The 26695-nt window shown below is 66.5% G+C and carries 19 protein-coding genes and 1 pseudogene; 4 read left to right on the top strand and 16 right to left on the bottom strand.

Features of this window, described 5'->3' with window-relative positions; genetic code table 11:
- Nucleotides 1–202: 202 nt before the first annotated feature.
- Nucleotides 203–931, top strand: a pseudogene (locus AB0F81_RS10085) (DNA-processing protein DprA); the annotation flags it as partial.
- 151 nt (nucleotides 932–1082) lie between these two features.
- Here the strand turns inward: AB0F81_RS10085 and AB0F81_RS10090 are convergent.
- From AB0F81_RS10090 to AB0F81_RS10110, 5 genes are all read right to left on the bottom strand, one after another.
- Entirely contained in the window at nucleotides 1083–1373 is a 291-nt protein-coding gene (locus AB0F81_RS10090; protein WP_360193969.1) for a hypothetical protein, read from the bottom strand.
- Between the two features lie 10 nt (nucleotides 1374–1383).
- Complete coding sequence (locus AB0F81_RS10095) at nucleotides 1384–2127, bottom strand: hypothetical protein (RefSeq protein ID WP_360193972.1); 744 nt, start codon at nucleotides 2125–2127, stop codon at nucleotides 1384–1386.
- Nucleotides 2128–2129: 2 nt separating this feature from the next.
- A complete protein-coding gene (locus tag AB0F81_RS10100) occupies nucleotides 2130–2468 on the bottom strand; it encodes a hypothetical protein (RefSeq protein WP_360193975.1) in 339 nt (112 codons plus the stop codon).
- A 31-nt stretch (nucleotides 2469–2499) separates the two neighbouring features.
- The gene (locus tag AB0F81_RS10105) at nucleotides 2500–2823 is read right to left on the bottom strand and encodes a hypothetical protein (RefSeq protein ID WP_360193978.1); all 324 of its coding nucleotides are present in this window, start codon (nucleotides 2821–2823) and stop codon (nucleotides 2500–2502) included.
- Between the two features lie 108 nt (nucleotides 2824–2931).
- Nucleotides 2932–3153, bottom strand: a complete 222-nt coding sequence (locus AB0F81_RS10110) for an AlpA family phage regulatory protein (protein ID WP_360193981.1) — start codon at nucleotides 3151–3153, stop codon at nucleotides 2932–2934.
- A 486-nt stretch (nucleotides 3154–3639) separates the two neighbouring features.
- On the opposite strand from AB0F81_RS10110, the gene AB0F81_RS10115 reads away from it, so the two are divergent.
- Nucleotides 3640–4254, top strand: a complete 615-nt coding sequence (locus AB0F81_RS10115) for a hypothetical protein (protein ID WP_360193984.1) — start codon at nucleotides 3640–3642, stop codon at nucleotides 4252–4254.
- 42 nt (nucleotides 4255–4296) lie between these two features.
- On the opposite strand, the gene AB0F81_RS10120 is transcribed toward AB0F81_RS10115, so the two are convergent.
- The 5 genes from AB0F81_RS10120 to AB0F81_RS10140 all read right to left on the bottom strand — a co-directional run bounded on the left by AB0F81_RS10120 (nucleotide 4297) and on the right by AB0F81_RS10140 (nucleotide 13421).
- Nucleotides 4297–5289 (bottom strand): hypothetical protein, encoded by a 993-nt coding sequence (locus AB0F81_RS10120; RefSeq protein WP_360193987.1) that lies wholly within the window; start codon nucleotides 5287–5289, stop codon nucleotides 4297–4299.
- 215 nt (nucleotides 5290–5504) lie between these two features.
- A complete protein-coding gene (locus tag AB0F81_RS10125; RefSeq protein ID WP_360193990.1) occupies nucleotides 5505–6617 on the bottom strand; it encodes an XRE family transcriptional regulator in 1113 nt (370 codons plus the stop codon).
- Between the two features lie 247 nt (nucleotides 6618–6864).
- Nucleotides 6865–7938: a hypothetical protein gene (locus AB0F81_RS10130; RefSeq protein WP_360193992.1), complete on the bottom strand. Its 1074-nt coding sequence runs from the start codon at nucleotides 7936–7938 to the stop codon at nucleotides 6865–6867.
- Between the two features lie 194 nt (nucleotides 7939–8132).
- Nucleotides 8133–9050 carry a restriction endonuclease gene (locus AB0F81_RS10135; RefSeq protein ID WP_360193995.1) on the bottom strand — a complete coding sequence of 306 codons (918 nt, stop codon included), beginning with the start codon at nucleotides 9048–9050 and terminating at the stop codon, nucleotides 8133–8135.
- A 321-nt stretch (nucleotides 9051–9371) separates the two neighbouring features.
- On the bottom strand, nucleotides 9372–13421 hold the full coding sequence (locus AB0F81_RS10140; protein WP_360193998.1) for a Z1 domain-containing protein: 4050 nt from the start codon (nucleotides 13419–13421) through the stop codon (nucleotides 9372–9374).
- A 219-nt stretch (nucleotides 13422–13640) separates the two neighbouring features.
- Here AB0F81_RS10140 and AB0F81_RS10145 point away from each other — a divergent pair, with 219 nt between their 5' ends.
- Complete coding sequence (locus AB0F81_RS10145) at nucleotides 13641–14864, top strand: hypothetical protein (RefSeq protein WP_360194001.1); 1224 nt, start codon at nucleotides 13641–13643, stop codon at nucleotides 14862–14864.
- Between the two features lie 69 nt (nucleotides 14865–14933).
- Here AB0F81_RS10145 and AB0F81_RS10150 read toward each other — a convergent pair whose 3' ends face one another.
- On the bottom strand, nucleotides 14934–15167 hold the full coding sequence (locus AB0F81_RS10150) for a hypothetical protein (protein ID WP_360194004.1): 234 nt from the start codon (nucleotides 15165–15167) through the stop codon (nucleotides 14934–14936).
- A 138-nt stretch (nucleotides 15168–15305) separates the two neighbouring features.
- On the opposite strand from AB0F81_RS10150, the gene AB0F81_RS10155 reads away from it, so the two are divergent.
- Nucleotides 15306–16172 carry a reverse transcriptase family protein gene (locus AB0F81_RS10155; RefSeq protein WP_360194135.1) on the top strand — a complete coding sequence of 289 codons (867 nt, stop codon included), beginning with the start codon at nucleotides 15306–15308 and terminating at the stop codon, nucleotides 16170–16172.
- A 617-nt stretch (nucleotides 16173–16789) separates the two neighbouring features.
- Here the strand turns inward: AB0F81_RS10155 and AB0F81_RS10160 are convergent.
- The 5 genes from AB0F81_RS10160 to AB0F81_RS10180 form a co-directional block, all read right to left on the bottom strand.
- Nucleotides 16790–17677, bottom strand: a complete 888-nt coding sequence (locus tag AB0F81_RS10160) for a DUF3800 domain-containing protein (RefSeq protein WP_360194007.1) — start codon at nucleotides 17675–17677, stop codon at nucleotides 16790–16792.
- A gap of 52 nt (nucleotides 17678–17729) precedes the next feature.
- The gene (locus tag AB0F81_RS10165; protein WP_360194010.1) at nucleotides 17730–21215 is read right to left on the bottom strand and encodes a DEAD/DEAH box helicase; all 3486 of its coding nucleotides are present in this window, start codon (nucleotides 21213–21215) and stop codon (nucleotides 17730–17732) included.
- Nucleotides 21200–22045: a hypothetical protein gene (locus tag AB0F81_RS10170; RefSeq protein ID WP_360194012.1), complete on the bottom strand. Its 846-nt coding sequence runs from the start codon at nucleotides 22043–22045 to the stop codon at nucleotides 21200–21202. The genes AB0F81_RS10165 and AB0F81_RS10170 overlap by 16 nt, the downstream gene beginning before the upstream one ends.
- Before the next feature lie 195 nt (nucleotides 22046–22240).
- Entirely contained in the window at nucleotides 22241–23575 is a 1335-nt protein-coding gene (locus AB0F81_RS10175) for a Shedu anti-phage system protein SduA domain-containing protein (protein WP_360194015.1), read from the bottom strand.
- The gene (locus AB0F81_RS10180; protein WP_360194018.1) at nucleotides 23572–26361 is read right to left on the bottom strand and encodes a DUF4365 domain-containing protein; all 2790 of its coding nucleotides are present in this window, start codon (nucleotides 26359–26361) and stop codon (nucleotides 23572–23574) included. The genes AB0F81_RS10175 and AB0F81_RS10180 overlap by 4 nt, the downstream gene beginning before the upstream one ends.
- Between the last annotated feature and the right edge of the window lie 334 nt (nucleotides 26362–26695).

Raw genomic sequence — 26695 nt, forward strand, 5'->3', positions numbered from 1 at the left:
CCTCGTCCCTCCTCCCTCGTCCCTCCTCCCTCGTCCCTCCTCCCTCGTCCCTCCTCCCTCGTCCCTCCTCCCTCGTCCCTCCTCCCTCGTCCCTCCTCCCTCGTCCCTCGTCCCTCGTCCCTCGATTGGAGTGTCCAATGAGTGCTTTCACCGGCCGGACAGCTGCTGGATCCGTTGATCAGGCGTATGTCTGGTGGCTCGAATGAGCGGCACCGATCAACTCGGTGACATGGCGGATCGGGCTGCCCGTGTCGCGTTGACATGGCTGGCTGAGCCTGGGAACCGCACGGTGTGGGCGCTCGTTCAGCAGGCGGGTGCGGCCACGACCCTGGAGTGCCTGCTCAACGGCGACATCCCGGACGGCCGCCTGCGCGCCGCTGTCAAAGCCCGCACCTCGATCGGCGACCCGCGTCGGGTAGCCGAGATCTCACTGCGCCGTGCAGAACGTCTCGGGGCCCGCCTGATCGTGCCCTCGGACGAGGAGTGGCCCATCCGGGTCGACGACCTCGCGAACCTGGAACTGGACACCGGCGGCCGCATCAACCAGGACACCCGGCCTCCGCTGTGCTTCTGGGCGCGTGGCCCGTTGCCACTCGGCCCCACCCTGGAACGCTCGGTGGCAATCGTCGGCGCACGGGCAGCCACCAGCTACGGCACGCACGTGGCGACCGAGATGGCGTATTCGTTGGCCAGCAGGGACTGGACCGTACTGTCCGGAGGCGCCTTCGGTATCGACGCCGCAGCCCATCGCGGAGCCTTGGCTGCCGACGGCCGCACCATCTCGGTTCTCGCCTGCGGGGTCGACCGGCCTTACCCGGGCGGCAACTCCGCCCTGTTCGAGCAGGTCATCGACCGCGGTCTGCTGATCAGCGAATGGCCGATCGGCGCTGAACCCCTCCGACATCGCTTCCTGATCCGCAACCGGGTCATCGGATGTTCTCTGGGGGTCTGACTGTCGCACCAAACCATCTTGAGATGGTTTTCGCAGCTCAGCGGCTACTTTTATTGACAGTAGCGATCACAACAGGTGTTGCACAAGCGTCGTCAGGCACAGTCATCCAGCAGAGTGAAGGCAATTGTCCTCAGAGGTCGTGGTCCGCGTTGAGGTGCTTGTCGGCCCTCTCGAGATCAGCCGCGCAGTCGTCGGCTTCCCGTTGGCGTTCGTCGTCGCTGAGGCTGTCGTACCACTGCGTGAAGTCGGCAAGATTTTGGGTCAGAGCCTCGGAGTATGCGGGGAAGGACATGCCATCAGCCAGCGTGATGTCGCCTCGGAAGACCTGGTCGAACATCTCCCGGAGCAGCTCGTTGTCGCTATGGTCGGCGAGGTGCTGGAGGAACCGGTGGGTGACCTCGTTCTCGGTGCTCTCGTTCACCGGGCCTGCCTTACGCTGCCGATGACGGGTGCTGGTAGGCGGCGTTAGGAAGCGGATACCGGGAGAGGGCGCCAGTGTCGGCGGACCAGGACTGAATCACGCCGGCGAGCATCATGATGTCGTTGTACCCGGTGCTGATGATCATTTTGAGGCGGGCACCGAGCATGTAGATCTTGCGTGCTTGGTAGGCCGCGAACGCGTAGCCCGCCACGGCGCCGACCCCGGTCTCGATGGCGGCGGTCCCGGCCGAAGCGCCGATCACGCCCATGATGGCGGCGTCGCCCATGTCTTTCAGGATGCCGGAGAAGGACTCGGCGATCCGGAATGTGCCCTCGGCTGCCTTCTGATAGGACTCGGCTAGGTCGGTCAGGCTCTGTCTCTGCTCGCTGAGAGTGGCACCGAGTTGCGTGAAGTAGACGTACGCGGCTTCCGATGCGTTGCCGTCCCACTGGTTGTCGAGGTCGAGATTTCCGCTGGTGGTGTTGATCCCGATGTCTTGCAGGGCGTCGCCGAGGTTGGCGATGGCGCCGGCGGCCTTCCAGATCGCCTCCCAGTCACCGCCGAAGACCTTGGATGCCTCGCCGACCACGTCGTAGCCGGCGGCTTCTTTGATGAAGGCGTTGATGATGTGGGTGGGGCTGAACCAGTCGAACACCGAGCCAGGATGCGAGAACGGCTGGTCGAGAACTTGTTCGGTGCGGGCGCTGGGCTCGATCAGGTGAACGGTGGGGTCCCGTGGGTCGGTGAATCCCATGCTCAGCTGACTCCGGCGATGGGGCGCTGCACGGCGGCATAGGTCTGGTCCAGCCGCTTGGCGGAGTCCGCGTCGGTGCCTTCGTAGTGTGTGGCGGCCGCGAACAGGGCTTGGTGCGAGACGTCCAGGATGTCGACCAGGTGGTCGAGCAGTTTGCCGAGTTCTTGGCGGACTCCGTTGTGCGCGTATCCGATGGGGTTGAAGAACCCGCCCTCGATGCCGGGCTCTACCTCGGGGAGGTGTGTCGAGAAGTAGTTTTTGCACTCGCGCGCGTCGTCCCGTGCCCGGCTCAGCATGTAGCCGTAGTGGCGGATGGCTTCTGGTTCGACCTTCAAGGTCACGTTGTCACCTCTCTGGCTACTTCAGCAGTGGCTAGACGAGTGCGGCACGGATCCCGAAGATCAGAATGATGCCTAGAATGATCAATCCCGCTCCGATGCCGACGCGTTTAGCGGAACGCTTCGGTTCCTTCGTGAAGATGCCGAGCGCGGTTACCACGACGCCGATGATGATGAACGGACCGGCGATGATGCTCGGCAAGATGGGATAGTCGGGGCCGCCCGGCTTGCTCGCCAGCAGCGAGAACATCAGCAGTGGAGCGATGCCGCACATGATCAGGAAGGCGCCTGTGTAGCGGCGCAGCTCCCCGCCCGCGTCGATATAGCTCATCTCATGGGGTTTCTTCGCCAGCGGCATGCCATCGACAGTAGCGAACGTCTTATCGGGAGTCACAGCCTTACCAACGCCCATGGAAGTCGGATGGTTGTCAATTAAGTCCGGATTCTCACGGGGCAGGTTTTCTTGCTATTCGCCCTCTGCTGTTTCGGCGATGTCGGGCCGATGTTCGGCGATCCACGCCTCGACGTCCTCGGCCAGCCAGACGTTGCCCATCTCCAGCTCAGCGACCGGTTCCGGGAAGTTGCGGCGCTGCGTCAACTGATAGATGCGGGTGCGCGAAAGGCCACCGAGACGGCGGCCGATCTCGGCCGATCCCATGAGTTTGATGTCGCGTTTGTTCGCGGGCATAGCATGGACGTTAAGTGCACAGAAACTGTTCCTCCGTGTATTCACGCTAGAACTGCACGCACACACTGCACGCGTTAGTGCGTTCGGTGTCCATACCGGGCAAGCGAGCTTGCTAGCGACGTACTGCCACGCCACTGACCACCGCCACGATCGATCCGACAGGGGCGTCCAGGTCACCGCGTTTCATCGCGCGGTGGTCGGCAACAGGTACCGGCTCGAGTTGCTGCTTGCGCTGGTTGCCGTCGGCAGTAGCGGGGTATGCCTGAGGGATCTAGCTGCGTCCCGAGGCGTGCCAACGAGCGCTTTCCACCCGCAGCTGCGAGCCCTGATGACCGCCGGCTACGTGCGGAGGCTGGCGCAGACCGGCCACAACCGGCGGGTGTTCTACGCGTTTACCCACGTGAGCGCATGGACATGGCTGGCCCAACTCGTGCAAGATCTTGAGCTGGGCATCTCGGGGATCGGCACTGGCAAGGGGGCAGGCTCATGGGCGTCGCAGCGACGCTGGAACGCTTCGCCGCCACCATGCCCCAGGCCGACTCGGACCAGATCAGCGTCGCCCCGGTGAGACTGTTCGGGACACGGGGATGGGTGGCGTATCACCCCGATCGTGAACAACAGGACAAGCGGCGGGAACTCGGCCTCCCACCGCTTCTCGATCTTGATCTTCTCGACACGCTGATGTATTTGCCGCTCGATCAGCCGGTTCCGTTGCCGTCGCTGACACCTGCCGCGCTGCGGCGGCTCCGGCGCGTGCCGAACGGGGCGGTGACCTGGACGTCCTCGACGGTCACCCGCCGCATCGCTCCGCCGGTCATGCCACTGGTCGCGATGGTGCAGGCCACGGACTGGGCGCACGGGCTGCGGGCCGCTTCCCGCTTCGCGATGTACTGCCGCAGGTTCATGGTGGTCTCGGAGCTGCCCGGCGACGAACAGGTCGCCCTGGCAGAGGCCTCGTTCTACGGCATCGGGGTCGCGGTACGCCACGGCGAGACGCTGACGATGGTGCTCGAGCCGGAGGAGTTCACCGACTGGCAGCCGACGGCCGCCTGGTGGTGGTTCACTGAGCAGGTGTTCCGGGGCACCGTCCGGAGCCGTTGACCACGGCGGACCGCGGATGGCAGCAGCTCAGCTCGCCGCTGGTTAGCTGGTGGGCCAAGCCGGCAGCTTCGCCCACCGCTTGAGCGGCTCCTGGGCGTCGAACGCATCGGGACGGCGCAGGCGCTTGGCGAGCATTTCGTGTTCGCGCAGCGCGCCGCCGCAGATGTTGCGCCAGTACTCGGCGCGCTCCCGCACCGTGGGTTGGCTGAGCAGGCCTTCGGCGATGCTGGACCAGACCGCGACTGCGTGCGCGATCGCGTCGGGCTGGTCCTCCTTGTAGAGAAACCGGGTCAACGCCTGGTTGCCGCAGGTGCCGCACGGGCATCTGGGCGCGCGGCTGGGTGCCGCACCGCACAGCAGGTTGATCTTTGAGCCCTTCCACCAGCACAACAGCTCGGGGATCAGGACGCTGGGCGACTTGTCACGCCCGGTGAACGACATGGGCTTGCGCGGTGGTGGAACGGTGTGACGGATGCTGCCACCGGTGCCGATCGCCGTGGCGAAGGCCCCGTGGGCGATCAGGTCCAAGCCGTTGAAGTCGGTGCAGATGGGCATCAGCGGTACGGTCGCGGCCAGCGTCCGCAGGTTGGGGATGATTCGTGCCGACTGCTTGAGCGGATCGCCCTGCCCGCCCAGCACGAGCGCGACCGGGCACCCGGCGTCGTGCAGGATCGCCTGGGTCTGCGTGAAGAACGCCCGGTCGAGCAACGAGATGTCCAGCGGCGCCACGAACAGCGTGTCGGTGCGCCCCAGCGCCTTCACCTGCTGCGCGGCGGCGTGCAGGCTTGCCGTGTCCCCGGCGCCGATGTAACCGGTCGGGGTGCACGCCACCGTGAACCCGGCTTTGATCTGTGCGTCCAGAACCGCTTCGAGCGAGGGGTTGGTGCCGGCGAAGCCGTCGTCCGGCAGCAGGAACGGCTTGTCCGACGTGGCCATGTGGTAGCCGTAGGCGTCGGGGTCGAGCACCACCGGGCCGTCGTGGGCGAGATCCGCCACACTGGGCATCGGGCTGCCCGGGCGCGGTCCGACGATCATCAACCCGCTATGGGCGGTGTCGAGCGCCGGGAGCACGGTGGCGACGTGGCTTCGGCGCGTGTACACGAGCACGCGGTTGGCCAGCGTTCCGACGGCTCCCGCCGGCTGTGGCGGATACGGTTGCCGGCCCAGCCACTGCCAGCGTTGCGACAGGTCACCGGCAAGGTTGCCGTGCATCGGCGTCGCAGAGCCCGTCACCTTGTCCCCAGGTTCTGTCATCGTCCGTCCTGGTGCGTGGTCGCGTCGGTGACGGCGTCACCGAACAGGTTCGTCAGACGTGCTGGTGTCGTTCCCGCCGCCGCCGCTGCCTCGGCGAGGCCGCCGGTAGCGCGGATCGCGACCCGGACGATCTCGGGGACCATCCGGGGAGTCTCCGCCGGCAACGGTTCAGGCTCCTCGGTGCGCCAGCCCAGCGCCGAGGTCTGAGCGCTGATCGTCCGGTAGCGAGAATCGGAGATCACCGCCAGGTCGGCGGCGCGGCGCAGCACCGCGGCGGCGGAGATCCGCCATTTCGCCTTAAGCTGCAGCAGCCGCGCCGGCGTGATGGGGGCCGCGGTGAGGTCCGGGTAGATCTCGGCGGTGGGAGCGAGGAACTCCCCAGCGAATGCCTGTGCCATCTCCTCCGCGTCGACTCCCGGGCCGGGGACGCTCACGCAGTGACCGACCTCGTGCATCAGCGTGAACCGCTGCCGGTCGATCGGCGCGTCGGTGTTGATAACGAAGACGGGCGGCTCGCCCGGAGGGTGCAGACTGGTCGCGTCGACCTCGCGGCCGCCCAGCGACATCGGCACCACCAACGCCCCCAGCTGCTCGGCGATCATCGTGGCCGAGGCGATCGCGCCCCGGGGAACACCGAGCTGGGCGCGCAACTGTGCGGCGACGGTCTGCGGCCCAACGGCGCCTTCCACCCTGGTCGGTGATACGGCGAGCACCGGCAGGGCGATGTCAGCGGCGTGCGCCAGCCGGGTCAGGTAGAGCCGGGTCAGATTGATCTGGGCGTGCAGGCGCCGCAGGGTCGACGCCTTCGTCGAGCGGCGGTTGCGGTGGTACAGACACCCCTCTCCCAGTGCCCAAAGCTTGACGTCGACGGTCAGAAGATCTGGCGTCATCTCCAGCACCTGGGCAAACTGCTCCAGCCGCATCCCGGTGACGGACAGCGAGCCCTTCTCCGCCCGGGACACATAGCCCTGGGTGGTCTTCACCGGGCTTCCGGACAACGCGCTGATCCGTTCGGCGACGTCCGCCTGAGTCAGCCCTAACGCTTCGCGCGCCGCGACCAGCAGCTGAGGATTCGCCGCTGGCACATCGAAGGAGAAGAGCGCGCTCACGACACACACCATAGCTCATGCCGACGAAAATGCTCGGGATTATTCCGGGAATGATTCTGCCGTTAGGCCCATTTCCGCTTCAGGTGGACAAGAGCTGGGGTTGGCCAGGCGGCCGACCGGGTCGGCGGGTCATCCTGCGGGGCTCGCCTGTACGCCCTCGCCCGAGCGGTGGGCAGCCCCGCCAAGATCGCTCCCGGCGATACGACCTCGCGCTGGCCTGGGACGCTGGTGGCCGAGTCCGGTGCATCTAGAAGTACCGGCGCAGGAGCCGGTCGAAGAAGTCATCGAGGCGTCGCGCGGTCTGCGCGGAGTCAACAAGTTCCACTCCGCCGAATCGGTAGACCTCGTAGCCGCGCAGCCGCAGGTCTCGATCCCCGGCCATCATCTCGGCGTAGCGGTGCGGGTCAGCCCGGCCGTCGTCATCCGCGTAGTGCTGCCGGCCGTCGCATTCGATGACGACGCGGGCACGGCCGGGTAGCAGCATCAGGAAGTCCATCCGCTGCCGCTGCAACGGCGATTCCCCCGGTAGATACCGATCCTGCGTGTACGGGTCGTAGTGCAGATAGACCTGCGGCAGAAGCGCGGGGATCTCGGGGCCGAGGCGAACGTACCGCTTCGCATAGCTGTTCAGAATCCGGCGCTCGGCGTCGTTGGCCACCGACGCGTCCAGCCGGCGGTAAAGGCTGCGGGAGATCTCTTGCTCCGGCGCTCCACTGAGGCCGTCCCGGTCGGCCCACCAGGCGGTCAATTGCGCCCAGGTGAGCCCCTGGCTGGGCAGCGGCCGGTCGTACACCAGGCAACCCTGCTCGTTGAGCACGATGCGCAGCTCGTTGTTGACGGCGTCGTCGAGCACGATCTGCGGCTTCGGGCCAACCACCGCGAAGATCAGGTTCTTCATGGCACCCGGCACGCCGGAGCCAAGTCGGCGCCACGCGAACACCGGGGCGCCGCTGATCGCGTCCACCTGAACCAGTTCGTAGCCATCGTGCACCAGCACACTGTTGAAGAAGACGAGGAGTTGTTCGACCTCCGCGAGGTCTGTGCGAACGGCCGGGTGCAGCATTTCGGCGAAGAACGCCAGGAGCTTCTCGTCGCTGTCGGCCAGACCGAAGCGCGAGTCGTGAAAGACCCAGTCGTCCGGCCAGTCGTCGTTGAAGAGCCGGTGCTGCGCGATGTCCTGCGCAGCCGTGCCGAACCGAGGATCACGACTGGGCAGGACGTCCACCGGATACAACCGCGCGAGGAAATCGACGTCGTCGAGCGCACCGGCCCAATCGGTACGCCGCTTATCCAGCCCTTCGACGAGCCTGCGCCGGGTCACTTCGGTGATATGTGCGGCGATCAGATCCTCCCAGGTATGAGGTGGCGAGAACGGGTGAGCCTGCGGGAGATCACGTCAGCTGCAAGTCGGTGCCCGTCCGGCAGGCCCAGGCGGATCGGCTCTGGAGAACGCGCTTCGACAGGACGGGAGCCTCCCGTTCACCGCCGGCTTCGGCGAGAGGTTGCGGCGGCAGGTCAGGCCTCCACAAGGGGGTTCCGGTCGATCGTCGCCGCTCGGATCTTGCTACGCAGCCAGTCAGCGACGTCACCCTGACGCTCGAGCAGCAAGACGAGCTCGCGGAGGCCCGCGAGAACGATCACCCGCTGCGAGAGTGCCCGGGCGCATTCGTTGACAGCCGGGTCGGTGAAGCCGGAGGCGGAGATGAGGACGCCACCGACGCCAGCACGGCCGTAGATCCGGACGAGGTGCCGGGAGACCGGGTCCATGCCCAGCTTCTCCGCGTGCCACTTCATCTCGACCAGATACTGCACCCCGTCGATCTCGACCACGCCGTCGATCTGCTCCGCGACCATGCCGTCCTCGGTCCGCAGGGCGAACGACTCGCGTATCAGGATGCCGTCCAGGGCGAACACCTCGTTCAAGACCGCCTCGAGATCAAGGCCACGCTGACGTGTATCCGTCATCGCGAACAGCCGGGCGAGCCGGTCTCGCAGCAGATGCCCGGTGGCACGGCGTTGCGCCAGCTGCGCGGCTTTCGTCCGCGCGGTCGCGAGGCGCTGGTCGCGCTCAGCGTCGCGCTCTTGGCGCATCCGGACGAACGAATCCTTGACGTCCACCAGCCGGCTCAACTCGGCAACGAGGCCTTTGGCCTTGAGCTGGTCGTCAGGCCAGCACGTGTAGAAGTCCTCGAACTGCACCACCCGGCGGACCACCTCGCGGCGTACCGCCAGATCACGCTCGCCGCGTTCGTTGATGCGCGTCAGGACCTGCCGGGCGATCTCGAACTTATTGATCGAGTCGCGGTCCTCGACGACACGACGACGCAGATCGGCGAGTTCGCTCTCAGCGACGCCGGCCCCGCGGAAGAACCCGAGTAGGTCCAGCTTGCTGCGGCACAGCAGGGGGATGGTGTCCTTGAGGACGGCGAACACTTCCGGCGGGAAGTGGTAGGGACTCGGGTCCATGCGCGTCGAATCAACTCCCGGATGCAGTGAACGCCCTCTGTGGACTGCAGTTCCCATGAGACCCGCGCACGCCCCGTCCGCGCAACTGCCGCGCTCGCCTCCGTCGGTGGCCGACGGCGATGTTCCCGGCAGGCGAGGCGCACCCTCGCCACAGCGCTTGTCGCCTCTCGAGCGGACATCCAAGGTCGCACGTCAGGCTGCTACTCCCTTACCCGCTGACGCGGCTGTCGGGCTGGCGCTCGGCTGGAGGAACCTTTCCTCCAAGAGCTGGCGACTTGTCCGTGAGGCTCATCGTGACTTCGGGGCACTGTCCGTCGTCACCGCCGAGGGGTCATCGGGTGATCGGACACCCCAGGCGGTGAGCGCGCCGTCGGCAGGCGCGGTGCTCATCGGAGTCACCAGGTGGAAGGCCAGAGTGGTGCTCCTCTCGTCGGCGGGGTCACCAGCAACCCCGGCCGGCGGATTCTCCGCGACGGCGTAGACCACGAGGCAGCCGGTGGCCGGTCCGCTGAGCCGGGCCGCGACTTCATCCGCGACCGGCGAAAACAAGCCGGCGATCCGGCGCGCGGCCGCGCGGTGCAACGGGCTGGACAAGACCCGGAACGGGCCCCGCTCGGTACGCTGGCGGACCGAGATCGAGAACGGTCCGGCGCCCAAGATGGCGCGAGCGCTGCCGGGACGCGAATTCTCGGGAAAGACGATCACCCATCGGGCGATCTGGCGTTCGGTCAGGCTTCGCAGCCAGGTCAGGTGTGGCCGGAAGCAGTCCTCCACCAGCCACGTCAACCCGCTCAACACGGACATCAGCGTCCGATGATCGACGACCCCAACCAGAGCCGAGAATTCTCGATCCCCGGTTCCGGTGCGGAGTTGCTGCCTGGTTCGCGGCGTCCGCAGCACCGGCTCCCACCCCTGGAGATTCGAGCGGATGGCTTCACCGTCGACCGGATAAGCGACCGGCTCGATCGGCCGTCCCGGTGAACGGCTTTCGATCAGGTACGCGTTCCAGTCCCGGTCCTCGCGCCGCACCCGGACATCGGGCCGCAGGGCAACCAGGACCGGCGGCAACATGATCGGTGGCAACGGGCCGAAAGTCGCGACCCCGTGCCGCGCGGCGGACTCTGCCCGAAAGGCAGCCAAAAACGAACGGTGCAGCGCCGGCGTCGTCACGAAGCGGATCAGGTCCCGATAGGCTGCGCGGAATCCCAGCGACTGTCCGGCCTGCGATAGCCGGTCCAGCGTGGCAGAGGTGTGCCACGCATGCGTGATCACAGTGCCGCGCAACACGGGGGTTCGGCTGGCACCGGAGAGCACCATGACCGAGTATCCCGATGTCTGGGCCGCCGCCCGCGGGTCATCCCAGCTGGTGTGCACGGGCCGCTCACCGATCGCCCGGACAACGGCGATCAAATCGGCCTGCAGATCCTCGAAGTCCGCCGGCAATGGCAGTTCGGGAGCTATTGACCGGCTGACTGGAAGAATGTCGGTTTCGTACCGATGCTGCAGCCTCTGCTCCCAGTCACCATGAGTCTCACTCCAGAGCGCCTCGATACGCTCCGCGAATAGTCGGCGCTCGTCGATGCGGCGCGGGCCGTGAACGAGGAGGACGTGGTCCCCGGCTGGTCCTGATTCCGATCGCGCGCGAAACCGGCGGACTGCTCCGGTGAGGACCCAGAGATCCAGCGCGGCGCGCAGCGACTCGTCCTGATCGTCGTCGTTGAAGAGCCGGACGTGAGCCGGCTGCTCGGACAGCATCGGCGGATCGGCGGACACCAGCGATTCCGGGTCAAGGTCCCGCAGGATTTCCGGCCCGACATAGCCGTCCGGCGCCGGAAGGCACATTACGAGATCGCGTGGGAAGAGATCCGTCGGGCGGGCTGGATCGACTAGCGCGTTGGTGAACAGGGTCTTGCTGAATGCGACGTATGCCGCCTGAGGAAGCTGCGTCAGCAGCCGATGCATCAGCCCCGCGATGGGGCCTTCGACACGGGCCGTGCGCTCCCAATTCTCACGGGGCATCGCCGAGATGGTCGCCTCGTCCCGAATATCGTCGATGACCAGAGCCGGCCATCCCGACATCCCCTCGCTGTCGATGTCAGCGAGCAACCGCCGCAACACCGTCGCGTTCTTCTTCACGACCAGGATCTGGACCGACCCCGATGCGTACGGGCCGCCGAGGACTCGCTCGATCCAGTGCCGGGTCTGATGTTCCTGCGCCTTCAGCGGGCCGGTCAGCACGATCAGGAGGCGGTAACCTCGGTCCAGGGCCGCCGCGATGGTGGCGACCAGCCAGGCCGACATGCCGGCGCCCACATGACCGACTACCAGGCCCCGGAAAGACCTAGACTGCTCAGACGGCTGCATGCGGCGAACCAGGTCCGTGACCTGCTCCTGGAGAGCCGACACCGTGGCATGAGGAACACCGGAATCGGTGATCAGGTAGTCGCGGCACTGCCGCCAGGCGGGTCCGGGCTCGATCTGGGCCGACGCTGGCACGCCATGGTCGTCGAAGGTCAGCGTCTCGGCCGTGGGCTCGACGGATCCGGCCTTGACCTCGCTATCGGTTGCGGCCAGCTCTTGCAGCTGCTCCGCAGCGAGCGGATGACCCTGTCCAGCGGCCCGTTGGTACCACACGCGCGCGTAATCCGGCTCCTCGCGCTCCTCCATCAGCAGGCCCAAGTTGTACATCGCGTCGATGTCCCCTGCCGCGGCCGCCTGTCGATACCAGTAGGCGGCCCCAGCGTGGTCCCCGCCGATCTTCCGCAGCACGCCGAGATTCATCATCGCTGCCGCGTGCCCGTGACCGGCGGCCCGCCGGTACCACTGCGCCGCTTCTACATCCTCACCTGACTCCCGCAGTGTCACTGCAAGGTTGACCATCGCGGCGACGTAGCCGGCGTCTGCGGCCCGCCGGTACCAGCGCGTGGCCTCTTCCCAGGCTGTCCGGCGGCTGAGCAGCACTGCCAGGTTGAACATCGCGAGCGGATCCCCGGCGTCGGCCAATGGACGCATCGCCGCCTCGGCGACGTCGTGCTCGCCCCGGGTGTACGCCGCGGTCCCGATCAAGAAGCGGGCCTCGGGTCCGGCCCGTCCGAGCAGCGTGTCCCAGAGGATCCGCGTGATCGCGGTTTCGGCGAGGCGGCCCTCGCCGTGGTCGGTGCGGTCGACCAGGTAGTCGGCGACCTGGTATCCGTCCCCGGACAGGGGCCAGAGACAGGAACTCGCCCCGAGCAATGGTTCACTCGCCCAGGCCAATCCGTCCACGGCTGGCGGCAGGTCGCCGCGCGCCCGCAGCGCCGGCGTCAGATAGTTCCGGAAGACCGCGGTCAGCACGTCTTCGGGTATCGGCGCGGACCATCCGGCGCGCCGGCAATCCACTGCGGCGCTGATCAGTGCTTGACCCACCTCAGCCCGCCGGTTGCTCTCGGCTGTCCAGCGCTGCATCAACTGCGGGCCGGCGGCCAGGTACTCGGCGAAGCCGACGTCCGCACCGGCGGCCGCCACGATCCGGTCATCGCGGCTGCGCCGGGCGGTCTGTTGCTCCGCCGGTCTCAGATACTGATCGATGCGGACACGCCGGTCCTCCGGGATGCGTTCGAGCACCCCGACACCGGTCCAGAACTGCTCGGCGGTCGGCGTCCCGTCCGGAGCGGCTGGCCGCCGATGCAGCCGGTCGAGTTCCTCGCCCCGCATCGTGGCAAGGACGACGACATCGGAACGGCCCGGCGGGCACAGCCGCTCCAGCACGCCGCGGTCGAGCCCTCGGGGCGTCAGGTACCGCTCGAGGTCGTCGAGCCAGACCACGACGTTCCGCAGTTCCTCCCCGGAGTCGGCCAGTTCCCGAAGCGCCCCGCCGGACTCGGGCACCAGCAGCCCGTGCTCCGGACGCAGGCGGTGGATCGCCTCATACGCGGTGCGGGTCTTGCCCGCCGCGGCGCGGCCGTGCACCAGCACTACGCCGCCGTCGGCCACCAGCCACTCCAACTCCTGGTCGGCCTCCCTCGGAAGGTAGGGCAGGACGCTCCGGGCTGCCGGACCTGCGGAACCGATAGCCGCCTTGACTCCGAGCTGCGCCGGACGCACGTCGCGGACCAGCGGCAGGTCTCCCTTGGACAGATGAAGAGCACACCGTCGCAGGAGCTCGCGACGGGCCTGCCGTTGCGGCCGACCGCGCGACTGCACGACGAGCTGTCCCAACAGCACCGCCGTGCTGGCGACCCCGGCCAGGCCACCGACGATGCTCATCCACTCGTCCGCCTGGCTGCGTCCCTCCCGAGTCAGGAAGAAGACGAGCACGAGAAACCCGGACGCCCCGATCGCCGTGAGCCACCAACGCACTTGTCTATCGTGGTGCGTTCCGCAGGTACGGGCAAACGACGGCCCTCAGCACCCGCCGGCGATGCTGCTTGCGAATTGCCGAGGCCTGCCCTGTGAAGGGTCTGAACTGGACTCTACCTCCGCGTGGTGACCACGTACGGGGCGTCGCCGCCCGGCTTAGGACATTCATGCAGCCGGAATCGGTGACCTAGAGAGCTAGTCGGAAGTAGGCTGCCCGTCATGCGGGCCAGCCTGACTGCCGCGGGACAGCGGTGGCTGACGAATTTCACCGCGCAGGAGCAGGACACCGCTGCACTACTGATCGATAGTCTTCATTTTGTTGACGACGCGACGGTGCGCGCGGCCATTGTCGGCGCACTCCACGATCGCCCCTACGCGAAACCGGCGGCGCTGGTACCGATCCGCGATCTGCGCGACTTCGATGACGGTACGACGCTGGGCCCGTTCCAGCCCATAGTTTTCGAGGACTTCGATCCGACCGAAGGTCTGTCCGGCGCCCCCGGCAGTGAGGCACTCGCCGCCAACACGCTGCGGAACGTCGCGCAGCGCAACCGCGCGTTCCTGGGGCCGGCCAGCTCGCTGGCGGACCTGCGTGCCCGCAAGTGCCGCTCCATCGTCTTCGTCGAGGACTACTCCGGCTCCGGCGGCCAGTGCCTGAACTACGTCCACGCCTGGTTACGCAACGGAACTATCAGGAGCTGGAAGTCATACGGCCTGGTCTCGATCCACGTCTTGCTCTACGCGGCTTCGGCCGAGGCGTACGAACGGATCCGGGCTGAGCGGCAGATCGCGACCGTCACCGCGGTGGAGCAGGCACCCAGCCTGGGCTACGCCGGCTGGTCAAGTGACCAGGAGCAGGCAGTGCGCGCCTTGTGCGTGAAGTATGCGCAGAACAAGAAGTTCGCGTTGGGCTTCAACGACAGCGGCGGTCTCATGGTCCTGCAGCACACCGTGCCGAATAACCTTCCGCACATTCTGTGGCAGCCTCGACGCGGCAAGCGCCCTAGCGACCGGTGGGAGCCGTTCCTGCCCGAGCGCAAGTTCCCACCCGATCTCGTCACGTTCGCCGCCGGGCCGCACCGGCCGGTTTCGGACTACCTGTCGGCGGCGGAGAGGTTGGGCGGATCCGCGCTCGCGTCCGCCGTGGCGAACACCACCGAGCGCGATCTGCAGAGTCTGGTTCTGACCCTCGGCGCCTGCGCCGGCGGCACCCGCCACACCAGCCGGCTCGTCGCCGAAACAGGCATGCCGAAAGCCAAGGTGGAACACGCCTTGGAGACACTGCATAGGCTCCAGATGACCGACGAGCAACATCGCTTGACGGACATCGGCTGGCAGGAGCTGCATCGCCGCCAATGGAAGCCACGCGGATCACGCGTAAGTCTGGAGGGCAACTCCGAGCCGTACTATCCTCGCGCCTTGAGGAGAGTCGACGGTGTTTAGCATCCAGCGTTGCGACGCTGGCGCGCCGGGCGTCGCCCGGCGGGCAGGGGGTGTCATCTCCTGCGTTGGTCAAGCACTCGCCGACGCCTGGCCAGTCGACGGTGCTGCGCGCGATGTCTTCGCTGGCGCCGCCGACTCGCCGTCGGCGGGATTCATCAAAGGTAAACGATCATCGACTCTCCTCACCTCTACCGCGCTGAGGCCGGAAGGCTCGGGATTTCCGCCGAGACCGCCGACAACGCCATCCGGGAAAGCGAACTGCTGCGCGAGGCGGGCGTCGTACCGGTCCTCACCCTTCGCCATCTCGCACACCTGACCGGCGCCTCGTACCCGTTTCTGCGGGCAGTCGTCGAACGACGCCTCGACCCGTATGAGCAGTTCACCCGTAGGCGCCGCAACGGCGGCAAGATGCGCACGATCAGTTCTCCCGAGCCGGTACTGATGCAGGTACAGCGCTGGGTCCTTGCCAACGTGCTCGCCCGCGTCAAGCCGCACCACGCCAGCTATGCGTACAGCCGCGGCCGGTCCGTGGGTAGCTGCGCGAGACGGCACATCGGCGCCCGATTCATGATCAAAATGGATCTGCACGACTTCTTCCACAGCATCAACGAATACCGGGTGTACTCGTTGTACCGCGACATCGGCTACAACCGGCTGATCTCGCTCGAATTGAGCAGGATCACCACCCGTTACTCTGCGTTCGCGCGGCCCGTGCCGCTGCCGGCCCCGAGCACCGGCGAGTACCCGAGGATCCCGGCATACCAGGTTCCTTACCTGGGTTTCGTTCCGCAGGGCGGCGCGAGCAGCGGCGCGATAGCCAACCTCGTCGTACGGCGCATGGATCGCGAAATCCAGGCTATGGCCACCGATCGCGGCCTCACCTACACCCGATATGCCGATGATCTGGTACTGAGCGGGGCCGGCGCGTTCTCTCGCGACACGTGCCGAGATGTAGTCCGCCGTACCCGTGAGATCGTCTCGCGGAACGGCTTCCAGTTGCATGAGAAGAAGACAAGGCTCACGTCGCCGGGCGGCCGTAAGGTTGTGCTCGGCGTCACGGTCACCGATACCGACGTCAAACTGAGCCGTGAAGTCAAGGCGCGGCTGACGAATCACCTCTATGGGGCCGGAAAATTCGGCATCCGTCAGCACGCGGCGTCGCGCGGCTTCACCTCAACTTTCGGCTTCGTGCGCCACATGCGCGGCCTGCTCGCGTACGCGCACGCCATTGACCCTTCCTTCACCGCGCCGCTGACAGCGCGGTGGAGCGAGGTCGAGGAGCGCGACGGCACACTCACGCGAGCGTGACAGGCTCGCGCCGAACAGTGCGCCTGTCACCGATGCGGGGTGTCAGTCAATGACGCAGAAGATGTCAACTCCAGGAGACCAATGTTGCGGTCGGCTGAGGTCCAGCCTGGCCGCAACGTTTTCGTACGACCGTCACCTGAAAATTGGACCCCAACATCCGAGCAAGAGCCCTCGCAGTTTATGGCCCCGTCGATTACGTGCTGAAAGGTTCACATCGATGGTCGGCGCAGTTGCCATGGAGTCTGATCGTCGCCGGGGCCGGCATCGTGCTGTGGGGCCGCCGCCACCGCGGCGCAGACCCGCATCGTCGAGAATTTCGTTGACCCGAGGCGTATTGGGTGCCTATCTCTCGAGGTGCCACAGCGTTGCTGGGTCGGCCGGACTGCAACGTGGTTGCTCTTACCTGTTACGGAGGGGCCGCCGAGGAACATGCGCCCCAGCAGTATCGGATCCGTGCTGGGATGCGGTGGTGGTTAGGCGGAAGTTGCCTGGTGAAGCGGGGTTCGTGCTATAAAGGAAGAGCGAGTTTCCATGTGCTCCTTCGAGGGCATCCGCGGGGACCCGCTCTCGAAGGGCCCTCGGTGATCCGGGGGTTTCTTCGTTTCTGCGTCCCGGTTCTACGCGCCGCCGGTCCAGGTGATGCCGTGGTCGGAGCCGGGCAGCCAGCGCTGTTCCAGTCTCCGGTAGGCGCTGACCACGGTGTCTTTAGGTTTGCCGTGCTTATCTCCCGACGGCCATGTTCCGGCGCTCCATAGGTACTGGTATGCCCCGTAGGCGACCAGGTCGGCGGCCTGGATGAGCTGGCTGTACTTGCTGTCCATCATCTGCGGGTCCTCGATGACGCGCCGGGGCCCGAGTTCCAGTTCGCGATGCGTGCGGCGATACGGCGCCGCGTTGCGGCCCGCCATAGCGCGTTCCTGCTGAGCAGCCTCGGGTGCCATCTCGGAGACGTCCAGCGGCCCTTGCGGTCCGTCGAGAAAAACGAGCACCGACGTTTCGGTCTCGATCGCCCACTGATCGAGATGGTTCACGAACCTATCGTAGGCCACCGCGGTGTTCCTGGTCCGGCAAGCCAAAGTGGTGACGGTGAGTGCTTCGCATCGGGCCAACTGTGTCATCATGATGCGGTACGCGCTGTCTCGTGCCACCTGCGTGGAGAACTTATTCTCGAAATAGCCACGTCGGCAGCAGCGGGACGCGCAGCATGGCGCGCCGCAGCAGTCCGGCGAGTCGGCCTCAGTGCACCCGGAGCATGCCGGCTCCTGGCAGCCAGCCTCACAGAAGCGCCCCGCACCCTTTTTGGTCAACTGGTTGGCGTGAAGTTCGGCGTGCTTGTCGACGCGCCAGCTCGGTTCGGTGGCCAATTTACGGCGGCCTTCAAGCCAGCAGTGCATCAAACAGTTCCAGCCATCGGCACGCACCAGAAGGCCGGTGAAGGTGACGACGCCGGCTCGACCGGAGTCGTCGGCATAGCAAATATGCACAAAATTACGATATCGGTTCATTGATTGTCGATGCTCTCGGCCCGCTCCCCGGCACGTTCGGGTGCGATCGGGCCTACGAGGCGGCCTCTTCGAGCGGCAGGGTTATCCGCAGGCTCAGGCCGACGAGCTCGACGTTGATGTCCAGTCCGGTGTCGAGGATCGCCTGGATGTCAGCGTGGTCGGCGGCGGAGATGGTGGCGATGGCTTGATCGTCGGCGTATGCCGCGATGGGTGCCGGTGCGGGATCGCCATCCACCGGCCGCAGGGACAGGCGGACCCCGGCGGGTGGGTCGTCGGCGTCGAGTACGTCGACCGTGATGACCCCGTTCTCCAGCAGGGTCTTGAGTAGGCTGCGGCTGCGGAGACGGGTGTAGTCGAGAAGGTCGAGAACTTCGGAAGCGGACGCGTCATACCGGTCGCGCCACTGGGCGATGCCCATACCAGCCAGCCACGCGCGCAGGTCGTCGTGCGTCGGTTCCAGATCGAGGGGACGGTCTTGGGCGACAGCGTGGGCGAGCCTTCGTGATCGGATGCCGGAGGTCATCAACCGAAGGGCGTGAAGGGAATCGACACCGTAGCGGACGTATCCGGCGAGTTCGGGACACAATCGTTCCTCGACATCCGCATCGAGTAGGGCGGTGTTAACGAGTTCGACCACCGCGCCGACGGTCCAGGCGAGGAAGTGTTCGAAGTGCTCGGAGGCGGCCCCGACCATCTGCTCGATGCGATGCGCCGGATCCTTGACCGCGGACAGATGCGTCTCGGCGAGTCGAGGCAGGGTCTGGCCCGAGACCCAGTCGACGAGTAGGTCTACCGGGCTGACGTCGACGTCAGCCCCACGGGGAGTGACCCGAAAACGCCATGTCGGGGCTTCCGGAAGATCCAACAGCCGGTCGAAAAGAGTGGGCAGGGCACGAATGGCCTTGGCTGGCGCCCGAAGATCCGCAACCGAACCGCGGCCGACGGCGCCTTGGATGGCTGCGGCGATCCGCGACGCGAGTTGATCGATGATTCGCGCCGAACCGATCGATGTCCCGGTTCGTGCCCAGCGCCGCCGAGCGCTTGGGTCGCTGCTGAGATATCGCTGGCGGGTAGCGCCGGCGAGGCGGACACCGGCCCGACGAGCGGCGGTCGACTGCATGGCCGCGAGCGTGGCATCGACCATCTTCACGACATCGACCTCGGTGGGGTCGGTGCCGCGGCCTTCCTCGATCGCCAGGATGAGCCAGACGAAGCTGATGAAGTCACCGGCTTGGTCGAACGTGGTGAAGATGGCGTCCTCATCCGTGCGCAGTTCGTCCTCGAAGCGGGCGAATGCCTTGAGCGCGTCGTCGGTCGTCATCGATGACGTCACGGCCAGAGCCTGTGAGCTCGGATTCAGGTCGTGAAAATCCTGGGCGGTCGGTTCGGCGGCGCGGACCAGTACAATCCACCCCTCGGTTTCCTTGCCCGCGCGTCCGGCACGGCCCATGGCATTGACCAGCCGGGCACCGCTCAACCGGCTCTCTTCGGGTTGCCCCGGGTACGGCTGGTCATAGATGACCACCGTCCGGACCGGCAGATTGACGCCGTCGGTGAGCGTGGAGGTGCAGGCCAGGTACGGCAACATGTCGTCGCGGACTGCTGCTTCGAGCGCCTCGAGGACCTCGACGGGAAGGCCGGCGTGATGAAAGCCGACCCCGTGACGCAGCGTACCGACCAGCGGGTGCGCGTCGCCAAGTTGTTGGCGGACGAAGTCGACCAGCGCCGCCAGGGCGGGCTGTTCCTCACAGTTCGCGGCCAGACTCACGGCCAATTGCTGCGCCTGGACGCGGGTGGTGGCGACGACCAGTACGGAACCGGCGTGGCCGAGCAAGGTGATCATCTCGCTCGCGATCACATACCGCTTCGTGCCTCGGCCGCTATCGAGCTCCGGTGGCGACCACCGGCCGGTCGACTTGCGAACAACCTGCCACCCCTGCTCCGGGCGAACGACCAACCGGGCGGTGCGATTCTCCGCCAGCCGCAATCGGATAAGGCCGGTGAGCGGTGTGGTGTGCCGGTAGCGCCACTTGGAGCCGGCGCCGTCCTCGACCTGGGTCTTGTCCCAGTGGGCCTGAGTGGTGAAGGCGGCATGCAGACGCCGGGGGCCACGCCAGTCCGACTCGTGCCTGAGGGATCCACCAGCCGGGTCGAGCCATTGGGCGATCTCCCCGGCGTTGCCCATGGCGGCGGATATCAGGATCATCTGGTGATCGGAGTCCGCGGTGAGGTAGTTCAGCAGGGCGATCACCGCTTCAAGGGTGAACCCGCGACCGGTTTCCTTGAGCAGCTGCGCCTCGTCGAAGATGAACAGCCCGAAGCGGTCCAGGACCGTCGCGCTGTCATGACGCAGTAAGTGGGCCAGGCGTTCCGGCGTCATCACCTCCACGTCGGCTGGTTCCTCGGCGGCGAGGGTGTCGAACAGCCCCCAAAAATCAGAGAAGTCCGGCTGCTCGGCACCGGTTTCCTTCTCCAGCACCCGGACCCGGCCGGACATCGCCCGCCGCACTTCACGACCGAGGCTGCGGGTCGGAACGACGTAGCAGACGCTGCGGTCGGTACGCGCGAGGTGCTCGATCGACAACAGCTGCCCGATGAGCGTCTTACCGCCGCTGGTGGGGACGGCGAGCACCATGCGGCGCAGGCTGGGGTCGAATGGTGATCGTGAACCGGTGAGTAGGTCACGTTGGGGCGCCCAGAGGGTCATCACGGGCGGGCTTGCCATGGTGAAAGCTTGCCGGACCAGCGGTGGTACCTCGGGGGGCAGCACCGCCGGGTTCCACAGCGAGCCGGCCTGCGCTTCCCCCGACAGCTCGAGCAGATGGTTCGCCACCCAGCGGGAGTGCAGGTCTTCAGGGCCGGCCTCGCCGACCGCGGTCACCCGCAGCCGCTCGATGCCGCTTTCCAGCCGCTCGGACCGGCCGGTGGCGAGATAGACGAGAAGGTCTTCGGCACCGAGCACGACCATGTGGGTAGGGCCGAAAGCGGTGGTCGTCAGGTCCGTCAGGCCGGAGTCGCGGGCCATGCCGTTGAGCTGGCGGCGCCAGATGCCGAACCAGCGGAACAAGGTCCTGGTTTCGAAGCCGAGGAACGCCAGCCCGGCCTCGAGGGACAGCGTCGCGAGATGGTCGATCACCGGGGCCGTCACGTCGATGTCCGCACGGAGCCGGTTCATGATCGCGGTGGCGTTCGGATCTCGCCCGCCGCGCCGGTATCCGATGGCGGCGGCAAAGCCGAAGGAGAGCCGTTCTGCCCTACTCCAGCCGTCCTGGTTGAGGGCGAGGTCGAAGATGTGGGCGCTGACCAGGAAAGCCTGTCGTTGACGAGGGAGACTGTAGCGCTCGCGGGCCTGATGGATTGAGGCCACCGCATGCAGGTACCACGCCGCATCCAACAAGCTCTGGGCGAGTTGCGTGCTGCGCAAGAACAGCTGGACTTCGACGTCGGCCATGAGCTGCTGAAGCTCCTCGGCGCTCGGCAGGTTGCTGCGCCCGTTCAGGGCGTCGCGCAGCAGGCCGAGATCTAGAGACCGCTCCACACGATCTCCTTCACCCGTTCGGCGAAGCCCGGGAAATCGGGAATCGCCACAACGATGCCTTCGGTCTGCGCCGAGGTGGCGAACTCAGGGAAGGCGGTTTTGATCGACCTGAACGCCAGGGGTTGCTTCGGTTCACGGCCCGACGAGGTCCCGATCGACACGCCGACCCCGGCGCGGTCGCTGCGGTCGAACCACAACTCGACCATGTCGGCGTACAAGCCGCCGAGCTCGCCGTCGGTTTCTAGGGTTTCGGGGCCAGCGAGCTTGGCGAGATATTCCGCCCCTCGTTCGCTGAGCTGCTTGCTGGCTCGGTTGATGGTCGCCGACACCGGGCTCTGGGTCTCGTGCTTCTTGATTTCCCACAGCCGGAAGACCAGCACACCGTCGGCCCTCCGGTAGATGATCAACCCGTCGCCGCCCGGTTCGAGAGGATCGGCCTTGACCGGGTGGGCTCGGACGAGTTGGCGGCCGTCGCGGCAGACAGAGCGCTCTGACACGACCCGGTTCCACAGCAACTCGGCGACGTGACCCTGCACGTGGTCATCGTTGACCACCTGGCCCGGGGAGCCGAAAGCGATGCCCACGTAGGTTTGAACGATCTGCTGCCTCTTGCCGGTATGCGGCTCGCCGCCGTTTCGCCGCTCGCGCCACCAGTCGAGGACCGGAGCCTTGCCGCAGGCGATGGCCATCGCGTCATCAGCGATGAGCTGTGCCGCCGTCTCTCGGTCGGCGCCGGTGAGCACCATGCCACCGATCACGTACTCGACCGGGGAGCCCGCTGGGCTCTCGGCCAGGGCGAGCAGCGGCGTCAGATCGTGCGGAAGGGTCACGACCGGAAGACCTCGGGTTCCACGGTGAACACCACGCTGTCATTGTCGGACGACTACGCCACGCCCCTGGGCGAGACGAACGCCAGGGACGCGATACCCGGGATCGTATCCGTACTTCAGGTGCGGGATCCGTCCGGTGCGAGGCACATTCGCTGCGTCGGCTTGCGTCACGGGCCGCCGTCTGCTCCGGCACACCTACCCCAGGCTCTCCTCCTCGAAGCGCAGGGCGCGTTCCGCTCCATCGAGAAGGTCGGCATAGGTGAGAACCTGAATGCGCGACAGGTGGGCGTTGTAGGAGCGGATCGTCTGCTCGATGCGTGTGCGGCTGATCTCTGCGGTCGCGCTACGGGCGGGGTGGCCGATGATCACGGTCGCACGGCTTCGCCGGAAGTCGTAAGTGGGACGCCCTTCGTTGTGCCGCAGCGTTTGCAGGGTGGCACCTGTCTCGTCCAGCGAGCGCAGGTAGTTGAGACATTGACTTACCGCCTCGTGCACCTCGTCGGCCACGATCAGGCTGCCGCGGTGTTCGCGCACCAATCGGGCGCCCGGTCCCTTGAGCTCGACGATGTGCAGACTGCCGTCCGCACAGATCAGGGGGATGTCGTACTGGTCCAACGGCACCAGGCTGCGCTGCGCCATCCCGATGTACTGACCGCCGAACACCCAGTAGTTCTTGCCTATGGCGGCTTGCATCGCGGTCTCGGTGGTCTTCGGTTCGACCGCGAGTCGTTGCAGCTCGGTCACTACCATGCGTTGGCGTTGGATGACGGAGGCCTCCGCTGCGGAAAGGCCGCGCGGCGTGGAGGTGATGCCGGAGAGGATGTCCTCGATGTCGGCCCGGTCGGCCAGGGTCTTGCCGAACGACGTCGCGGCGTCGTCTGCTGCGCGGATCTGCTGTATCCGCTGAGCGGCTGTGCGGGAGAAATGCTCGAAGCTCAGGCCGTCGTCCGGTTCCCTGGCAGTGAAGTTCGGCGGCGGTGCTGTGATCACGAACCACACAGCGTCATACAGCCCGTCCTTGACGATTCGGCCAAGAAACGTCTGCACCCGATCCTGGTGGGAGGAGCCACCTGATCCGGCGGACATGTCGCCGTTGGGAAGGAGCCGCGCGGTGACCTCGTTGTCCTCCACGACCATGACGAGACCGAGGAACGGTTTCACCTCTTGGATCTGAGGCAGCCGGTACGTTCGGTTGAAGTCGGTGGCAGCGCCGACGATCTCTTCCTGGCGATTACGCAAGTTGTTTCCGATGGACCTGCCGATCAAGGTCTTGATCTCGATCGCTGCGATTGGCAATTCGTCGTCGACGGCTATCAAGTCCCACCGTCGGCTGGTAGGCCCGTATCCACCGGGCAGGCTCAACGCCTTGTCGTACTGGATTGCGTTCTGACTGATGCCATGCTCGACCAGCATCTCTGTCATCAGGTCTGTGATCGCGGCATCACTGTGCAGCAACCGGTGCTCAGTGACGGCGCCCTGTCGGTTCTCCCAGAACGCACGGATCGCGCGCGTCGGCGGGTCCTCTGTCATGTGCGGGCATCCTTCGTCTCGAGGCGATGGCGTTCGAAGATGGACCGGACTCTGCAAGAGATGTGGTCGGCGAGGGGCCGCAGCTCGCCGAAGGCGAGCAACTGCGGGTGGTCAACGGCAGCGTCGGAGATAGCCTGGGCCACGAGTACGCCGCGGTCTGCGATCAGCAACGGTAGCTGCGCCCGGGCGGAGGCGTCGGCCACGGCACGTTCAGCGATAACCCGGGCGGCGCTCGCCCGCACCCCCGGCTCAGGATCGCTGGCGAGGACGACAAGCACGCCCAGGCCGAGCTGACCGCCGGTGCCAGCGGCAACCAGCACGGCGGCGGTTCGGCCGCGTACGTCCGAGCGGAGTAGTTCAGCCAGATGTCCTTCCCAGTGGCCGCCGGCCCGATGCTCCAGCACAGCTTGAAGCCGTCGCGCTGACGGGCGCGGATCAGTGTTGTCGATCAGGCTCGGGACCGGCTCGGGACCATCCGCGATCGCAGTGGTAAGGGGCATGAGCCGGTCCGCGACCGCAGCAGGGAGTACGGCGGCTCTCGTGGCGAGCACGGCGAGTGCTCCGCCTAGGTACTCACCGGATCGGGTTGAGCCGAGCAGCTCATAGATAGGGTCCCAGTTCGCGTGCTGCGGGTGCCACACGTTGAGCACAGTGAGCGCGTGGCCGAGGTCGGCGCCGCCGTGCGCGTAGAGTCCCCGGACAGCATTGCGGGTTCGTGCTTCCAGCTGCGCGCCGAGCCCGGCGACCAGTGCCTCGACGAGATCCGCGTCCAGCTTGGTGACATCTCCGAGTGCGGCCAGCGCAGCGATCGATCCTCCCCGGGCGTCCTCCACAAGGCGGTCACGGACCTGGGGCAGCCGGGTTGCGGCGGCACCGAGCAGGGAAAAGGCCAGTCGCTGGTGGCTGGTGTCAGCTCGATCGGCTGCTCGCTGAGCACGCTCGGGCGTCCACACCACGGCGGGAAGCCGTTTCACCAGTTTGGCGACCGCGTTCGTTATGTGCTGGCCGGTTTGTTCGGGAAGATCCAGGACGTATTCGGCCATCTGATCCTGCAAGTCCGGGCCGACGACGTCGGTGAGGGCGGTCAGCACGTCGAGCAGTGTCGGCAGGAGATCGAAAGTGGGCTGGATTCGTAGGGTGTACTGCTCGGGCTCGCGCAGGGTTTGCCGGGCCCAGTGCGCCAGTTGTCCTGCATGGTCGGGTGGAAGCAGGTCGCCTGCCTCGATCAGCATGACCAGGTCGGCGTGAGCCGACGTGAGAGTCGAATCGGAAGGCTCGATCTCGAGCGCGGCTTCTCGCGCAGCGGCCGCGGGCCCGTTGTTGATCACGCGCCGGACCGCGAGCCGTAGTTCCTTATGGTCTCCGCAGCGGCGTAGCGCGGTCAGTCCCACAGCGACAGAGTCCGGATCCTTCCCGTACTCCTGGTCGGTCAGCAGGTATCGGGCAAGGTCGTGGGTGCTGTGACGCCAAGCGGTCTGATCTCCCAGCAGTCCGGCGATCAGGGAGGCCGAACGCAGGTACTGCCAAGTCTGATCGGCCATGGCGAGCCTGACGGTACTATCACCGGTCCATGCCCGGAAGGTCTTCTCGGTTTGTGCCGACAGACCCCAGCCGGTGACCTGGTTCCGCCACCAGGATGCGGTGGTGTCGGCCGCCGACATGCTGCCACCGAAGTCCTCTGCATCCCAGTCGGAGACAGCCAGGAGAGTGTTTGCGGCGGCGCCGCCTATCGCTGCCGCGGTGACGTCGCCGGGGGCGAGTTGTCCGAGGCCGATCAAGTTGATGGCCGCGTCGCGCGCTTGTTGTCTGCGGCCCAGTTCGCTGAGCGCTCTGGTGTGCTGCAGGCGTACCCAAGCGTGGTCGACCTGGTCCAGTTCGTCGCGCGCGAGCAGTTCGTCCAGCGTTTGCAGAGCATCGCCGGCACGCCCGTTCTCCATCAGAGCGGCGGCGTAGGTGACGGTTGCAGCGGCCTGCTCGTGCGGTTCGGGCTCGGCACTCGCGAGTCCGCGGAGCACGCCGGGGGCTCCGGTTTTGAGGTACTGCCTCAGCGCCGCCGCGAATCTCCACTCCCAGTCGGCGTCGGCGTCGAGGGCGGCCAGGTTCGGGATGTACTGCTCGCGTTCTTCGTCCGGCCGGACGACTTCGCGCAGCCGGACCTGCACCAGCATCGCGATCACCTGCACGGCGGTCAGAGGCACCGTCATGCCGCGGTTGGGATGTGGGGCCACCATCCGGGGGACTAGGAGCGCATGACGTAGCTGGTGGGTCGGAGAAACAACAGCGCCGGCCCAGGCGGACCCTTCCCAGGTTGCGTCTGCGCCGGTGCCTGCTGCCACGGCCAGCAGCGCGGCGGCGTTCGCCGGATCGACGACGTTCGCGCGGGGAACAAGAACTTTGGCGCCCTTGCCGGTGTACTCGATGGTGTCCTTGGTGATGGCTGCCCAGTAGGAGACGCGCTCATCGAGGTCGTGAAGAACGATGAGGTGGGGGAGGCGATGGCTGAGCCATGCGTCGAAGTGACTGCGGTCCCTCTCCCGGAACCACCACCCGATGAGTTCCCCGTCCGCGTCGCGCATCTTCTCTTCGAAGAAGCTGGGCCCGGATTTGACCTGCGCCCCGACTACCATGCCGAGATCAAAAAGCCGGTCGTCACGGGCCATCAGGAACAGGTCGGTACCTAGATCGTGCTCGGAGTTTCGGGCGACGCCCCAACCGATGCGCTCAAAGTCGGCGGCGACCTCGTTGGCACCGGCCGTTCCCGCTTGCTCTTGTCTGGACGCGCGCATCGGACCATTCAACCTCAGGCGCGCTCAGGAAGAGAGCTGGAGGCACGTCAGTGGGTGTACCGCACAGATCCTGTGTTGGCGTCCAGGTCTTGTCGCCGAGCGGCGTGCCGGAGGCATCGAAGACATCGCCCGAAAAGGTGTGCTTTCGCCCAACGGCTCGTCAAGTTGTCGCCACAGCCGAGCGCGAGCCGCAATGCCCCTGCTTGATCGCTCCGGACAGCTCGCGGACTCGATCACCTGACACGTCGTGACGCTTCTCAGGTCGGGTAAATCCATCAAGCGCCGCCGCCGCTTACGGTCGGGATCGCCGGTGGTTTCCGGAGCCGGCAGCCAC

This window comes from Actinoplanes sp. NPDC024001 (assembly GCF_040638955.1).
Taxonomy (GTDB): domain Bacteria; phylum Actinomycetota; class Actinomycetes; order Mycobacteriales; family Micromonosporaceae; genus Actinoplanes.